Genomic DNA, 14,650 nt, shown 5'->3' on the forward strand with positions numbered 1-14,650 from the left:
GGTCAGCACGCCGGATCGCGCCCACCGGCCGCGATCCGGTTGATGTCCGCGCACTCCACCGTCGCCGGCGGATGCTCCCTGGCGGCCAAGGCAATCATCGCCTGGCCCAGTGCCAGATTGCTGGTCATCAGCGATGGCGCAATCGCGCTGGCCAGCTTCATCAACGGCGCACCGCCCCAGTAAAGGGGCTTCAACAGGGCATGACGGGTGCCGGTGCCCGGGACCGGCCTGACACCGCCCGGGCGCAGCATCACGGTGCGCACCGGCAGGCCCTGCAATGCGACTTCGGTCTCGCCCTTGATCCTCAACGGCATCAGCCGGCTCCGAGGGTCCGCGCCGGCACCGGATACATACAGAAAGCACCCTTCGGGATTCGCAGCCGCCCAGGCAAGGGCCACCGCCAGAGTGGTGTCCAGGGTCACGCGTCGGTACTCGGCCTCTGCCGTGCCAACCGGTGGCGCCCCGGCACAGTAGAAGCAGGCATCGAACCCGGCCAGTTCATCCGACCGGTCCTGGATACGCAGGAAGTCCGGAACGATCAGTTCGCTGCCGGCGCCGCTCAGACTTCCCGGATGGCGGACCAGCGCTGTCAGGCCGGACACCTGTGGTGAGCGTTGGCAGGCCAGCGCCACACCTTGCCCGACCAGGCCTGCGGCACCGGTCAACAGAATCCGTAATGCGCCCGTCCCGGCCATCGTCATCCCCGCTAGAGTTTCACGAAACGCTGGATCTTCCGCGCCAGCCAGCCACTGAACACCAGCGGCGCATCCAGCGCTGACACGCAGATGCAGGGGACACCGGGCGCGGTCACCGGTTGATGCTCCACGTCTTCGTCCAGATCTGCCACGTCACCCGGCGCAAACAACCCCAGCGCATCGTTGTACGAACCCCGCAGGATCTGGGTCAGTTCGCTGCGGCCATGGCTGTGCATGGGCAGGAACTTGCCCGGGGCAATCTTCAGCATGATCAGCGAGGGCATCTGCTCGGCACGGATGCAATGCACGCCGGGCGCCATCCAGCGCCAACGCAGCTCGCTGAGCGATGCGCCGAAGTACGGGTGCAGTGATGCAGGAAGGTGGTCGGGGTCGGCCTCGGGCCGCTCCCTCGGCACAGGGCGCCTGGTTCCGGCGATGGCGCTCGGCGCCTCCGAGGCCAGCTGCATCAGCATGGCCTCGCGCAACTGCTCGCGACGCCCGTCGGCAGCGGGCGGTTGGGTCTGCTCCAGCAGCACCGAGCCGATTGCCTCGGCATCGCGCAGGCGCTGGCGGCAGTGGGGGCACTGCTCAAGGTGGGCACCGGCCACGATGCTCAACGGCGCCGGCAGCGCGCCGGCGGCATAGCTCATCAGCGTGGATTCGTGCAGGTGGTGGTGCGGATTCACAGCGCACCCCCCACTTTGGCCTGCAGCTGCAGGAACGCACGTCGCAGGTGTGACTTTACCGTCCCCAGTGGCATGCCCAGCGCCTGGGCAATCTCGCTGTGGCTCTTCGCCTCGAAATAGGACATCCGCACCAGCCTCGCCTGCACGGCGGGCAGCTCGTTGATGCGCTGGCGAAGGCGCGCCTGGTCGGCGAACTGCTCGGCACTGCTGCGCTCGATCACGTCCACGGCCGCGGCGTCTTCCACCGCTGCCTGCACCTGCATCCAGCTGCGCTCGCGACGGATGCGGTCGATCTGAAGGTTTCGCGCGATCCGGTACAGCCAGGTACTCAGCGCGCCCTGGGCCGCATCATACTCGGCCGCCCGCAACCACAGGCGCAGCAGGCACTCCTGCGCCATTTCCTCGGCCACGGCGTCGGGTGCCCCCAGGCCACGCAGATACACGCACAGCCGCGGCATGAAGTAGTCATAGATCCGCATGAAGCAGTCGCGGTCGCGCAGCCGCGCCACACTGTCCATGTCATCGGCCCAGTTCGTCGGCTCGCTGCTCGGCTGCTGGGAACTGGACACGGTGCGTGCGGTATCGAAGTTTAGGAGGGTGCTGGCGGCGTCAGGGTACATCTGCGTGAGCGGCGGGCAGGTGAAGGTCTGTCCTCTCTACGCGCAGGGGCGGCCATTGGATGCAGCAGGCACTGCGCATCCAAGCAGCCACGGCCACCGTATGACCTGAGCCTCCCTACCGGACGAATACCATGCGCACTGCCTGGCTGCTGCTATGCCTGCCCCATGCCGCGCTGGCGGCGCCCTGGCTGCGCAACGAAGGCGTGGCCACCTCGGCGCAGGGCGACCTGCTCTATCGTGAAGTGCACTGGCGGCGCGGCCCATCGGAGGGTGCCGAACGCTGGGTGCTCTATCAGTGCCCGGATGGCCGCCCCTTCGCCCGCAAGCATCTGCCGGCCAGCGCCCGCCCGCAGGCCCGGGGTTATTCGCTGCAGGACAGCCGTAGCGGGCAAACCGCTGAAGTCGACGCCAGTGGCGAATCGGTGTCCATCGCCTGGAAAGAAGATGCCGCCAGTGAGCTGCGTCAGCGTCGGCTTGAACTGGCACCGGATGCGGTGATCGACACGGGCTTCGACGCCGCGGTGCGCCTGCATTGGCCAGCGCTGCTGCGGGGTGAACGCATCAGCCTGCCCTTCCTGGTGCCGGGGCGGCAGCGCTTCTTCCCGGTGCAGGTGCGGCGCACCGAACCTGTTCGGTGGCAGGGCATCGACGCCCAAGCCATCGAGGTCAGTCTGGACACCTGGTACGGCGGCATCGCACCGCGCCTGTCGCTGGTCTATGCCAGCGCCGACCGCCGCCTGCTGGAGTTCCGCGGCACCAGCAACCTGCGCGATGCCCGCGGCACCTACCCACAGGTCACGGTGCGCTTCAGCTCGCCGGTTGCCGAGCGGTCCGCCAGCGAATGGCAACAGGCCTGGACGCAACCCCTGGTGGGGCGCTGCAGCGTGATGCCCAAGTGAAGCCGAAATTCTCCACAGCCGGCCGCATCCATTGCGCGCACTGCTGCGTAGAGGAAGACACGACACCCGCCGAGATCCGCCATGGCCTCTGTAGCGCCCCTCCCCCGCCGACCTTGGCGCCTGCTGCGCACCCTGAAGCGATGGGTCGACACCGGCAGCGCTGCAGACCACGCCGCTGGCGAGCCCGGACGCATCGACTGGCTGCGCGCCGTACCGTTCGCGTTGATGCACGTGGCGTGCATCGCGGTGATCTGGGCAGGTATCTCGTGGACCGCAGTGATCGTCGCCGCAGCCCTCTACGCAGTGCGCATGTTTGCGATCACCGCCTTTTACCACCGCTACTTCTCGCACCGGACGTTCCAGGCATCGCGAACGGTGCAGTTCGTGTTCGCGGTGATCGGCGCGTCCAGCGTGCAACGTGGGCCGCTGTGGTGGGCCGCCCACCATCGCCATCACCATCGGCATGCCGACCAGCCGCTGGACCCGCACTCGCCGCGCGAAGGCGGCTTCTGGCGCAGCCACATGGGCTGGTTCCTGACCCGTGAGGCATTCGCCACGGATCTATCGCGCGTGCCTGACCTGGCGCGGTTCCCCGAGCTGCGCTGGCTGGACCGCTTTGATACGGCGGTACCGGTACTGCTGGCTGCTGCGCTGTACGCACTCGGCGCCGGCCTGGAGCGCTGGGCGCCCGGACTGCACACCTCTGGCCCGCAGTTGCTGGTGTGGGGCTTCTTCATTTCCACCGTGGTGTTGTTCCACGCCACCGTCACCATCAACTCACTGGCCCACCGTTTTGGCCGGCGGCGCTTCGAGACCCGTGACGACAGCCGCAATAACCTCTGGCTGGCGCTGCTTACCTTCGGCGAAGGCTGGCACAACAACCACCATTTCTTTCCTGGCACCGTCCGCCAGGGGTTCCGCTGGTGGGAGATCGACCTGACCTGGTACGGGCTGCGCGCAATGGCGGCCTTCGGCCTGGTGAGGGGGCTCAAGCCCATCCCCGAGTGGGTACTGGCCAAGGCGAGGTACTGACATGCGCATCGCGATCATCGGCTCCGGCATCGCTGGCTTGGCCAGCGCCTGGTGGCTGGACGGCGAACACGAAGTGACGCTGTTCGAGGCCAACGATTACCTGGGCGGGCATACCCACACCCATGACGTGCAGGTGGACGGCACGCGCATGGCGGTGGATACCGGTTTCATCGTCTTCAACCCCCTGCACTACCCGCTGCTGACGGCACTATTTGAAGAACTGGGCGTGGCCTCGCAGCCGACCACCATGAGCTTCTCAATGCACAGCGAGCGCAGTGGCGTCGAGTACAACGCCACGTCGCTGGATGGCCTGTTCTGCCAGCGCCGCAACCTGGTTTCGCCACGCTTCTGGGGAATGCTGGCCGACCTGCGCCGGTTCTACCGGGATGCACCGCTGCTGCTTGCCGAAGGCGAAGGCCCGACACTGGGCCAGTACCTGCACAGCCAGCGCTACGGTGCTGCGTTCATCGACGAGCACCTGCTGCCGATGGCTTCAGCGCTGTGGTCGTCACCGACCGACACGGTCATGCAGTTCCCGGCCCGCTACCTGGCCCAGTTCATGGCCAACCACCAGATGCTGCAGATGACCGGGCGCGCACCTTGGCGGGTAGTCAGCGGTGGCTCGGCACGCTATGTCGATGCCCTGCGTGCCCGCTGGCGGGTACGCGAGCGGCTGGAATGTCCGGTCCATTCGGTCGAGCGCATGCCGTGGGGCGCGCGCGTGCACAGCGCGGCCGGCGTGGAGGGCTTTGACGAGGTCATCCTGGCGTGCCACAGCGACCAGGCGCTGGCCCTGCTGCGTGACGCCGATCCGGTCGAACGCGACGTGCTCGGCGCCATCCGCTACCAGGCCAACGAAGCAGTACTGCATACCGACGCATCGCTGCTGCCGCGCAACCGCAAGGCATGGGCCGCATGGAATGCACACGTTCCCAAGGAGCCAGGCGCGCCCTGTACGGTCAGCTATTGCATGAACCTCCTGCAGGGCCTGCCCGGTGACACCCCGCTGGTCGTGACCCTCAACCGCAGCGAGGCGATCGACCCGGCCAAGGTGCTGCGCAGGCTGCACTATGCCCATCCGGTCCACGACCACGCAGCGGTACGCGCGCAGCAGCGCTGGGCTGAGCTGCAGGGCCGCCGCCGCACCTGGTTCGCGGGCGCGTACTGGGGCTGGGGTTTCCACGAAGACGGCATCCGCAGCGCCCGCCGCGTGGTGGACGCGATGCGCGAGTGCACCCCGCACCGCGACACCATCGCATCCGGCGAGGTGGCAGCGTGAGTGCCAGCGCACTCTACTTCGGGCAGGTGATGCACCGACGGCATCATCCGCAGCCCCACGCGTTCCGCTATCCGATCGCGCAGCTGCTGCTCGATCTGGACGAGCTGGAGACCGTGTTTGCCGGGCGCTGGCTGTGGTCGGTCAATCGCCGCAACCTGGCCGAGTTCCGCCGCAGTGACTACTTCGGCAACCCTGCGCAACCGCTGGCCGATGCGGTGCGCGACCATGCCACGGCTACCCTGGGTTATCGGCCCACCGGCCCGGTGCGCCTGCTCACCCATCTTCGCTTCGCCGGGCACGTATTCAATCCGGTCAGCTTCTACTACTGCTACCGGGCCGATGGCAGCACCCTGGACTGCATCGTCGCCGAGATCACCAATACCCCGTGGAAGGAGCGGCACGCCTATGTGCTGCCGGTAGCTGCGGCCACCGGCGACGGGGCATCACTGCGCTGGACATTCGACAAATCCTTCCACGTCTCACCCTTCATGCCGATGGACTGCCGCTACGACTGGCGGTTCAACGCACCTGGTGATGATCTTCGCGTACACATGCAGGTCTGGCGCGACGGCGTTCGGCAGTTCGACGCCACCCAGTCCATGCAGCGAAGGGTGCTGGACGGCCCTGGGCTGGCCCGGGTACTGGCCTGCTACCCCCTGATGACGACGCAGGTGGTGGCCGCCATCCACTGGCACGCGCTGCGGCTGTGGCTGAAGCGCAACCCCGTGCACGACCACCCTGCTCTTGCCGAGAAACCACGATGAATTCGATGACTCCCCTGGTCGCCTTGCCACGTCCCGGCGCCCTGGATGCATTCCTGCGCCGACGCCTGCTGGCCCAGCTTGCCCCCATGCGCGACGGCCGCCTGTGCGTGCGTGATGCACTCGGCGAAGTCTGGCTGGGCGATGCGCATGGCGAACTGCATGTCACCGTCACCATCGATGACCCGGCGTTCTACCGCAAGGTTGCAGCGCAGGGCAGTGTGGGTGCAGGTGAAAGCTACATACAGGGCGAATGGCACTGCGATGACCTGGTGGCGCTGATTCGGCTGCTGGTACGCAATCGCGACCTGCTCGACGGCATGGAGCGTGGCCCGGCCCGCCTGGGCGGCTGGCTGTTGCGGGGCTGGAACCGCCTGCGCCGCAACAGCCGCGAGGGCAGCCGCCGCAACATAGCCGCGCACTATGACCTGGGCAACGACTTCTTTGCCCTGTTCCTGTCGCCGGACCTGATGTATTCCTCAGCCCTGTTCGACAAAGAAGACGAGTCGCTGGAATCCGCCTCCCGGCGCAAGCTGGACCGCATCTGCCAGCAGCTGAAGCTCAAACCGGGCGACCGCGTGGTGGAGATCGGCACCGGCTGGGGTGGTTTTGCGCTGCACGCCGCGCAGCACTACGGCTGCCACGTCACCACCACCACCATCTCCGCAGAACAGCATGCGCTGGCGGCAGAGCGCGTGCGCGCCGCAGGCCTGCAAGGCCAGGTCACGCTGCTGATGCAGGACTACCGCGACCTGCAGGGCCAGTTCGACAAGCTGGTGTCGATCGAGATGATCGAGGCCATCGGCGCCGAATACCTGGACACCTACATGGCGACGTTGCAGCGCCTGTTGAAGCCTGATGGCGTTGCCCTGCTGCAGGCCATCACCATCGAGGACCATCGCTACGAGCAGGCCCGGCGCAGCGTCGACTACATCAAGCGCTATGTGTTCCCCGGCAGCTTCATTCCGTCGATCAACGCGATCATGGCCGCCAAAACGCGGTCCAGCGACCTGCAGCTGATCGCCCAGCAGGACTTCGGCCACTCCTACGCGCTGACCCTGCGCGCCTGGCGCCAGCGCTTCCTCGTCCGGTTGCCCGACGTGCAGGCGCAGGGCTTCGATACGCGCTTCTGCCGCCTGTGGGAGTTCTACCTGGCCTATTGCGAGGGCGGCTTCCTGGAGCGCTCGATCGGGGTCTCCCATCTGCTGATGGCACGCCCGGGGCATCGCCCGGGCGCCTCATCGGGCCAAGGCAGTTGAGATGCGCCGGTTCTGGGCCAATCTGCTTGGCAACCAGCTGGTCTGGCTGTGCGCCGTGGCCGGCGCCGGGCGCGGCTGGCAGTGGCCGGCGTTGCTGGCAGCCTCTCTCTACATCGGCAGCCAGCTGCTGACGTCGCCGCAACCACGGCTGGACCTTCGGTTGATGGTGCTGGCGCTGGCCTGCGCCTGGCTGGTCGATGCCAGCGCCGCTGCGACCGGCACCGTTCGTTACGCCGCCGCCCCGCTCGCCTGGGCGCCTCCGCCGTGGATCATGGCGCTGTGGGCCGCGTTCGCGATGACGCTGACGACCTCGATGCGCTTCCTGCTGCGCCACCGTGCCCTGCCGGCGCTGTTCGGCCTGCTGCTGGCACCGCTGGCCTATCTGTCCGCGGCACGTGGCTTTGATGCAGTGCGGTTCGCTGCGCCGGCATGGCAGGGCCTGCTGGTACTGGGTGCGGGCTGGTGCATCGCGCTTTCACTGCTGTGCCACTGCGCCCGTCGCGGCTCACGAGCCAGCTCGCCGCCCCTGGCTGGAGTTCCTTCATGAATCATCTCCTGTGGGTCCTGCTGTACACCTTGCTGATGATGAGTTGGGGCTGGGCCTGGCAGCGCCGCCACCAGAACATCGGCGTGGTCGATGTGCTCTGGGCCAAGGGCGTCGGTGCATCGGCCCTGTTGCTGGCGCTGCTCGGCGACGGCGCGACGGTGCCGCGGATCGCGCTGGGCGTGCTCGGCGGCCTCTGGGGCAGCCGTTTGGCCCTGCACCTCTGGCACCGGGTCCGTAGCGAACCGGAAGACGGGCGCTACCGCTATCTGCGCGAACACTGGCAGGGCCACCAGGGCAAGATCTTTGGCTTCTTCATGGCGCAGGCATTGCTGGTGCTGCTGTTTGCCCTGCCCTTTGTCGCAGTGGCTGCCAACCCGAGCAGCCGCATGACGTGGTGGGCCGTGGCCGCCGCGCTGGTGTGGCTGCTGAGCGTCGGCGGCGAAGCACTGGCCGACCGGCAGCTGGCCCGGTTCCGCGCCGACCCGGCAAACAAGGGCCGCACCTGCCGCGAAGGGCTCTGGCGCTATTCCCGCCACCCCAACTACTTCTTCGAGTGGCTGCACTGGTTCACTTATGTGCTGCTCGCGGTCGGTTCGCCGCTGTGGTGGCTGGCGTGGGCCGGCCCATTGCTGATGTACGTGTTCCTGCGCTACCTCAGCGGCATTCCATTCACCGAGAAACAGGCTCTGCGCAGCCGTGGTGACGACTACCGCGCCTACCAGCGCAACACACCGATGTTCTTTCCCTGGTTCCCCCGTTCTTCCAAGGAGCATTCCGCATGAACGCGATCCCGTCACTGAACCCAGCCGAAGACGCGGAAACCGGGCTGATCGCCTGGGCCGAACGCGGGCTGGTCCCCGATGCGGCGCTGCGTGCGGGCATCCGCCGCTTGTGCGCACAACGCCTGCATGAGGAAAGCGAGGGTGGCATCGAAGGCCAGTCGGCGCGCTTCAGCCGGCGCATCGCCGAGCTGGCCGACAGCCCACTCGCATTGCACACCGACGCAGCCAACCGACAGCACTATGAAGTGCCAGCTGCTTTTTTCCAGGCCTGCCTGGGCAAGCGACTGAAGTACAGCAGCTGCTACTACCCCACCGGGCGTGAAACGCTGGACCAGGCCGAGGACGCGATGCTGGAACTGTACGGCCAGCGCGCAGGCCTGGCCGATGGCCAGCAGATTCTCGAACTGGGATGCGGCTGGGGCTCACTGACCCTGTGGATGGCAGAACGCTACCCGCAGGCCATCATCACCGCCGTTTCCAATTCGCACAGCCAACGCCAGCACATCATGGCGCAGTGTGAAGCCAGGGGGCTGCACAACGTCGAGGTAATCACCCGCGATGTCAACCAGCTTGAGCTGCCTGCGGCACGCTTCGACCGCTGCGTGTCGGTGGAGATGTTCGAACACGTGCGCAACTACGAGCGCCTGCTGGCGGGCATCGCTCGGTGGTTGAAGCCGGACGGCGCGCTGTTCGTGCACATCTTCGCCCATCGCACATTGATGTATCCGTTCGAGACAGACGGCGGCGACAACTGGATGGGGCGGCACTTCTTCACCGGCGGGCTGATGCCGGCAGCTGACACCCTGCTGCATTTCCAGCGCGACCTGCGGCTCGACCAGCGCTGGCTGCTGGACGGCACCCACTACCAGCGCACCGCCGACCACTGGCTGGCCAACCAGGATGCGGCCCGCCAGCAGGTGATTCCGGTGTTGATCGCAACCTATGGCCAGGCTGCAGCGAAGGTCTGGTGGCAGCGCTGGCGGATGTTCTGGATGGCCTGTGCCGAGTTGTTTGGCTATGACGACGGCCAGCAGTGGCTGGTTGCCCACTATCTGTTCCGACCCCGCTGAGGTGCAACATGCGCATGTTCTCGCTGCTTCCCCTGATCGCGGTCGGCCTGTTCGGTTCCGGCTGCAGTTCCAGCGACACCCGCCCGCTGCCGCGCCCGCCATCCGTGGATGTACCGCGCTTCATGGGCGATTGGTATGTGATCGCGCATATCCCGTCGCGCCCCGAACGGGAGGCCTTCGACGCGGTGGAGAGTTACGCACTTCGTCCCGACGGGCGCATCCAGACCACCTTCACCTACCGCAAGGGCAGCTTCGATGCGCCGCAGAAGTCGATGCATCCCATCGGTCGTGTGGAGAAGGAAGGCAATGGCGCGATCTGGGGCATGCAGTTCATCTGGCCAATCCAGGCCGAGTACGTGATTGCCTGGCTCGACGAGAGCTACCGCCAGACCATCGTGGCGCGCAGCAAGCGCGACTACGTCTGGTACATGGCCCGCACACCACAGGTGTCCGAGCATGACTATGAGCAGGCGGTCGCACGGATTGCGGCAATGGGTTATGACACCCGCAAGCTCAGACGCGTGCCGCAGTCGGTCCGATGACACGCCACGACCCTTTGCGCTGGGCGGCATCGCCCGCCAACTTCTGAAGGGCCTGGATTCGGGCGTGGCGATCCATTACATCAATTAACACCCCTGGATTGATGGTTCGCGCACATTGACTCTTAGGAATAATCGCAAAAATCCAGCAAATTCGGTGCCCGGCGCGGCAGCAGCGCCAGAATGGTCGCCACGCCCTCCCGGGCGCCGATCACCTCCCCGCGCATGAATGGATACCCTGCACCGCGCCGTCTGCGGCTCGCACTGCTAGACGATCACGAAGTCGTCCGCCGCGGCACCGCCTTGCACCTGTGCCGCGACGTCCGCTTCAACATTGTCCCCAGCCACACCCACAGCGACGCGTTCATCGGCTGCCTGCGCAAGCTGGCAGTGGATGTCGCCATCATCGATCTCACCCTGGCGCCTGGCGACCGCAGCAGTGATGAGCTGGTTCCCCTGCTGCGGGAGCGCTTTCCTCATGTGCCCCTGCTGGCCTTCGCCACGCTGACGCCAACAACCCGCGTGGACCACCTTCTGGCGGCCGGCATCAGCGGCATTGTCAGCAAATCCGAGCCGCTGGAGATGCTGTCCGAGGCCATCGTGCGTGTATCGCAGGGATTGTGCCGCCTGCCGGCCGATTGCCTGGTCCCGGCCTGCCGCGACGAACTCAGTCGCAATGAACGCGAAGTGCTGGACCTGCTCCTGTCCGGCCTGACCGTATCGGAGATCGCATTGCGCCGCCACCGCAGCGTCAAGACGGTCAGCACCCAGAAGGTGGCCGCCCTGCGCAAGCTCGGGCTGCGCAATGACGTGGAGATCTATGCGCTGCGAGAGCAGCGGAACCTCCGATGAGGCGCCGTGTTCGCCTCCGGTTGCATACCTTTGTCACCTCGTTGATGGTCCTGATCCTGCTGCCAGCAGCCTCGGCCGAGGATGCACATCTGCAGGCGTGGCCGGCGGGTCGCGAAGTGCGGGTCGCCACCGCGCCATCATTGCGCCCGCTGCCTGCACCACTGGCGGACTCGATCCCGCTCCCGACCCTCGCCCACGGCTATGCGCAGCTCGTGGCTGACCATTCCGGACTGCGCTTCCGTGACATCGCCTACACCAGCACGAGGGCAGCGGTCACTGCCGTCTGCCGGCACGAGGCCGATCTGGTGCTGGTGATGGGCGGCCCGGCGCATCGCCCACGGCCCTGCCCCGGCCTGATGGCATCCGGCGCCTTCGATGGCGGCAAGACGGTCCTGGCCGTGCGTAAAGGCGAGCACGCGCCACGTGACGTCGGCAGCGTGAAGGCGCAGGTGCTGGCCGTGATTCGCGGCGGCCCTTATGCCAGCTGGCTGGCAACCCACCATCCGCAGGTCCGCCTGCTGCACTTGCCCGATCGGCATGCAGCCCTGGCCGCCGTGGACAACGGCATCGCCGATGCTGCGATCGGCCTGGAAGCTACACTGCACGCGATGATCCGGCGGCACTTCGCGGGCAAACTGCAGCTTCTACCGTTCGAGAGCGACTTCTCCACCGATCTGCACCTGCTCGTGCGCCGCGAGGACCAGCAGCTGCTGACGCGCATCGACCAGGCACTGCACGACATCACGCTCGAAGAGCACGCGGGCCTGCTGGCATTGTGGGCGCAGCAGATGCTGCCCGCCTCCATCGAGAACGCGCTTGACCGGGTGCGCGCCCTGCACCTGCCCTGGCTGCTGTATGTGGCCGCAATACTCATCGGCCTGACCGTGTTCTGGCAGGCACTACGTTGGCGAATCGGTCGCACGGAACAACGCCTTGGGCGCGCGGCAGGAATGATCAGCCACGAAGTGCGCAATTCCGCGCAGACGATACTGGCTTCGATCGACCTGCTGAGCCAGTCGCGCCTGTCCAGGAGAGAGCGCGACCTGCTCGCGGCCGCGCGTGCCGCCGGCCACGCGCTGCGCAGGCTGCTCGACCGCTCGCTCGCGTTCTCGCGTCTGGCCAGCGGCAGCTTCAGGCCCCACGTCGTACCTTGCGACGTCGGCCAGCTCTGTGCCCATGCACTGGACGCGATCCGGCCGGAGGCACTGCGCAGGGGATTGTCCCTCAAGCTTGATTGCACGCCCGACCCCGCGCCGACGGTCGCACTCGATGCTGACGGGCTGCGCCAGATTGTCGACAACCTGCTGGGCAACGCGTTGAAGTTCACTGATGCCGGTGGCATCGAAGTGCGCCTGCAGCTGTCACCCATCCCGTCTGCCAGGGAGCTGTTGCTGGATGTGATCGACAGCGGCATCGGTATCGCCCCCGCGCAACTGCCGCTACTGTTCCGCCCGTTCCAGCAGGGAGAGGATGGCCAGAAGCGCGGCGGCACTGGCCTGGGCCTGACGATTGCGCGCGAGCTGGCCATTGCCATGGGCGGCAACCTGGCCGCGTACAGCGTACATGGGCGCGGCAGTCGCTTCACCCTGCGACTGCCGGTCCGCGCTGTCCCTCGCGATCCGCCCCCCATCGAGCGCCCGCAGCAGGCGCCGTTGACGGGCACAGAGCTGCTCCTGGTCGAGGACCATGCACTCAGCCGGCGCGTCGTGGCAGAGCAACTGCGTCGGCTGGGTGCCGATGTGTGCGCGGTTGCCGATGCGGAAACCGCGTTGGCCGAACAGACGCTGCGACCGCGCGGCACGGTGGTGCTGGATATCGGGCTCCACGGACGGGACGGCTACGGCTTGGCACAGCAGCTGCGCGCGCGGGCAAAGGCGCCCCTGCGAGTGATTGCCCTGTCCGCCCGCATGGGGCGCCGGCACGTGGCGCGCTGTCGCCGGGCCGGATTCGACGCCGTCCTGGTCAAGCCGCTGCAGGTGGCAGACTTGCTGCAGGCGCTGGGCCTTCCGCCTTCGGCGCACGCTGCCGCGCCTTGTAGCGCGCCGGGCGCCGACCCGGATTTCGCTGCGGATATCGCCCATGAGCTGGCCGGGATCGAACAGTCCCTGCAGGACGCCGATGCCGCGACATTGCGCCATCATGCGCACCGCCTGCAGGGCACGTTGCAGATGTGCCGGGCAATCGACCAGGCCGGCACCGCGGCCGCCCTGTGGGAGTTGGGGCAGCAGGCCACGCCCGACTGGGGCGAGGCATGGCGACTGCTGCAGGGATTGCAGCAGTGGCACGGCTCCCGCAAGGCGGAAGCCGTGCCTTCAAGCTGATCAGGCCGCCAGGCGCTCGACCTGGCGACGGGTCAGGTCGTTGAATCGTCCCAGCGACATCAGGTGCTGGTGGATCAGTGCCAGCCAGCCACTGCGGTGCCACTCGACCACGGTTGCTTCCGGCAGCGCGACGAACTTCTCGACGTCCACGACCAGGAAGCCGTTGAGATTGAACTCGCGGCCATCCGGAGTGCGCACGGTGGCGTTGCGCTCGACCAGCAGGCCGTTGTCGATCAGGGCCTTGGAGAAGGCCTGGGTCTGTTCGTGCTCGCGGGTGTACTGGCCGCAGAACTCCAGCGCCTGCTGCACCATGTCGGTGGCCTTGCCGTCCACGAACAGCGGCTGGCCTTCGTCACCCCCCTTGACCACGCGCGAGCTCTCTTCGTCGATGCCCAGCAGGAAGTCATTGTCCGCACCGGTGTCGATGAAAATGAAGGGGTGGCGACGCAGGTAGGCCGGAATGTAGGCCTCGTCTTCCCACAGGCCGTCCTTGATGAACAGATTCTGGTCGGACACACCGACGGCCGCCATCGGCACGGCGGTCGGGCCAGCAAACAGAATCGGGAAGTGGTGCAGGGCCAGCGAGAACTCGCCCAGCACCAGCGGAATGGCGTTGTTGCCGGCCGCAAACTCGAGCCTGCCCGGCAGGATGCGCAGATCGGCGTGCACATCGGCCTGCAGCGGCACCGGACGGGTATAGAACAGGGGAGCGCCGCTCGGCGCCGCTTCGGTGGTGGTGTCGCTGGTGGTGGTCATCTTGGGAACCGTTCAATCATGCGCGCCTGCCATCCCGGGCGCGCCAGCGGGAACAACCTGAATCCCGCATTATCAACAAGCTCGATGACAACGGCCACCCCACCGACGGCCTATTTCAGCTGCAAGGGGTAGCGCTGCCAGAGCACGTGCACCAGGAACCCGGCCAGCTCGGTGTCGCGCGCGCTCACCGCGGCACGGATCTTGTCCAGCAGCACCATGTCGCTGCAGGAACGCACGTCGGCATGGTTGGCCTGCCCTGCCCGGCGCGCGCGATAACGCGCGGCGCGCTGCGCATCACTCATCGCGTACCCGAACTTGGGCGGACGGCCGCGCTTGCGCGGCAGGGTCAGCTCCAGGGTTCCGGGGTCTTTGTCATCACGCATGAGAGGGGTGCGGGCGGCGGCGAGCAACGGGGGGGCGCAATTTATCGTGAGGCATCACTTTAATCCAGCTTTTTTCTGCACTTTTGTTGCGATGCAGCGCCAATGTTGCCGTGTCGGTGCGGATCCATCCACGCATGGCGTGGATCTACTGCAGAGCTCGCGACCCGGT

The 14,650-nt window shown here is 66.9% G+C and carries 16 protein-coding genes; 11 read left to right on the plus strand and 5 right to left on the minus strand.

Translation table 11 applies throughout. The features are described 5' to 3' along the window. Window positions 1–2 precede the first annotated feature (2 nt). Genes BN1263_RS12995 through BN1263_RS13005 form a run of 3 tightly spaced genes read right to left on the minus strand, consistent with a single transcriptional unit; the run spans window position 3 to window position 2,001 of the window. Window positions 3–695, minus strand: a complete 693-nt coding sequence (locus BN1263_RS12995; RefSeq protein ID WP_058981686.1) for a Rossmann-fold NAD(P)-binding domain-containing protein — start codon at window positions 693–695, stop codon at window positions 3–5. An 11-nt stretch (window positions 696–706) separates the two neighbouring features. Next, window positions 707–1,381, minus strand: coding sequence for a ChrR family anti-sigma-E factor (locus BN1263_RS13000; protein ID WP_058981667.1), 675 nt, complete (start codon window positions 1,379–1,381; stop codon window positions 707–709). Then, a complete protein-coding gene (locus tag BN1263_RS13005) occupies window positions 1,378–2,001 on the minus strand; it encodes a sigma-70 family RNA polymerase sigma factor (RefSeq protein WP_058981669.1) in 624 nt (207 codons plus the stop codon). The genes BN1263_RS13000 and BN1263_RS13005 overlap by 4 nt, the downstream gene beginning before the upstream one ends. A 131-nt stretch (window positions 2,002–2,132) precedes the next feature. Between BN1263_RS13005 and BN1263_RS13010 the strand changes: the two genes are divergently transcribed. From BN1263_RS13010 to BN1263_RS13060, 11 genes are all read left to right on the plus strand, one after another. Continuing rightward, a complete protein-coding gene (locus tag BN1263_RS13010) occupies window positions 2,133–2,900 on the plus strand; it encodes a hypothetical protein (protein WP_058981671.1) in 768 nt (255 codons plus the stop codon). Window positions 2,901–2,981: 81 nt separating this feature from the next. Continuing rightward, entirely contained in the window at window positions 2,982–3,932 is a 951-nt protein-coding gene (locus tag BN1263_RS13015; RefSeq protein ID WP_058981674.1) for an acyl-CoA desaturase, read from the plus strand. Window position 3,933: 1 nt separating this feature from the next. After that, entirely contained in the window at window positions 3,934–5,211 is a 1,278-nt protein-coding gene (locus BN1263_RS13020; RefSeq protein ID WP_058981675.1) for an NAD(P)/FAD-dependent oxidoreductase, read from the plus strand. After that, a complete protein-coding gene (locus tag BN1263_RS13025; RefSeq protein ID WP_058981676.1) occupies window positions 5,208–5,975 on the plus strand; it encodes a DUF1365 domain-containing protein in 768 nt (255 codons plus the stop codon). Before BN1263_RS13020 ends, BN1263_RS13025 begins: the two co-directional genes overlap by 4 nt. Further along, on the plus strand, window positions 5,972–7,231 hold the full coding sequence (locus BN1263_RS13030; protein ID WP_058981679.1) for an SAM-dependent methyltransferase: 1,260 nt from the start codon (window positions 5,972–5,974) through the stop codon (window positions 7,229–7,231). Before BN1263_RS13025 ends, BN1263_RS13030 begins: the two co-directional genes overlap by 4 nt. Before the next feature lies 1 nt (window position 7,232). Further along, window positions 7,233–7,778, plus strand: coding sequence for a DUF2878 domain-containing protein (locus BN1263_RS13035; RefSeq protein WP_058981681.1), 546 nt, complete (start codon window positions 7,233–7,235; stop codon window positions 7,776–7,778). Further along, the gene (locus BN1263_RS13040; protein WP_058981683.1) at window positions 7,775–8,560 is read left to right on the plus strand and encodes a DUF1295 domain-containing protein; all 786 of its coding nucleotides are present in this window, start codon (window positions 7,775–7,777) and stop codon (window positions 8,558–8,560) included. The genes BN1263_RS13035 and BN1263_RS13040 overlap by 4 nt, the downstream gene beginning before the upstream one ends. Then, window positions 8,557–9,630 (plus strand): SAM-dependent methyltransferase, encoded by a 1,074-nt coding sequence (locus BN1263_RS13045; RefSeq protein ID WP_058981685.1) that lies wholly within the window; start codon window positions 8,557–8,559, stop codon window positions 9,628–9,630. Before BN1263_RS13040 ends, BN1263_RS13045 begins: the two co-directional genes overlap by 4 nt. An 8-nt stretch (window positions 9,631–9,638) precedes the next feature. After that, the gene (locus BN1263_RS13050) at window positions 9,639–10,172 is read left to right on the plus strand and encodes a lipocalin family protein (protein ID WP_019659664.1); all 534 of its coding nucleotides are present in this window, start codon (window positions 9,639–9,641) and stop codon (window positions 10,170–10,172) included. Window positions 10,173–10,352: 180 nt separating this feature from the next. Next, window positions 10,353–11,021: a LuxR C-terminal-related transcriptional regulator gene (locus tag BN1263_RS13055; RefSeq protein WP_260832955.1), complete on the plus strand. Its 669-nt coding sequence runs from the start codon at window positions 10,353–10,355 to the stop codon at window positions 11,019–11,021. Next, window positions 11,018–13,342 (plus strand): ATP-binding protein, encoded by a 2,325-nt coding sequence (locus BN1263_RS13060; RefSeq protein ID WP_080398820.1) that lies wholly within the window; start codon window positions 11,018–11,020, stop codon window positions 13,340–13,342. The genes BN1263_RS13055 and BN1263_RS13060 overlap by 4 nt, the downstream gene beginning before the upstream one ends. On the opposite strand, the gene BN1263_RS13065 is transcribed toward BN1263_RS13060, so the two are convergent. Both BN1263_RS13065 and BN1263_RS13070 read right to left on the minus strand, forming a co-directional pair. Then, on the minus strand, window positions 13,343–14,098 hold the full coding sequence (locus BN1263_RS13065) for a SapC family protein (RefSeq protein WP_019659662.1): 756 nt from the start codon (window positions 14,096–14,098) through the stop codon (window positions 13,343–13,345). A 110-nt stretch (window positions 14,099–14,208) separates the two neighbouring features. Continuing rightward, window positions 14,209–14,481, minus strand: coding sequence for a hypothetical protein (locus BN1263_RS13070; RefSeq protein ID WP_005409616.1), 273 nt, complete (start codon window positions 14,479–14,481; stop codon window positions 14,209–14,211). Window positions 14,482–14,650 lie beyond the last annotated feature (169 nt).

The organism is Stenotrophomonas thermophila, assembly GCF_001499715.1.
Classification (GTDB): domain Bacteria; phylum Pseudomonadota; class Gammaproteobacteria; order Xanthomonadales; family Xanthomonadaceae; genus Stenotrophomonas; species Stenotrophomonas hibiscicola.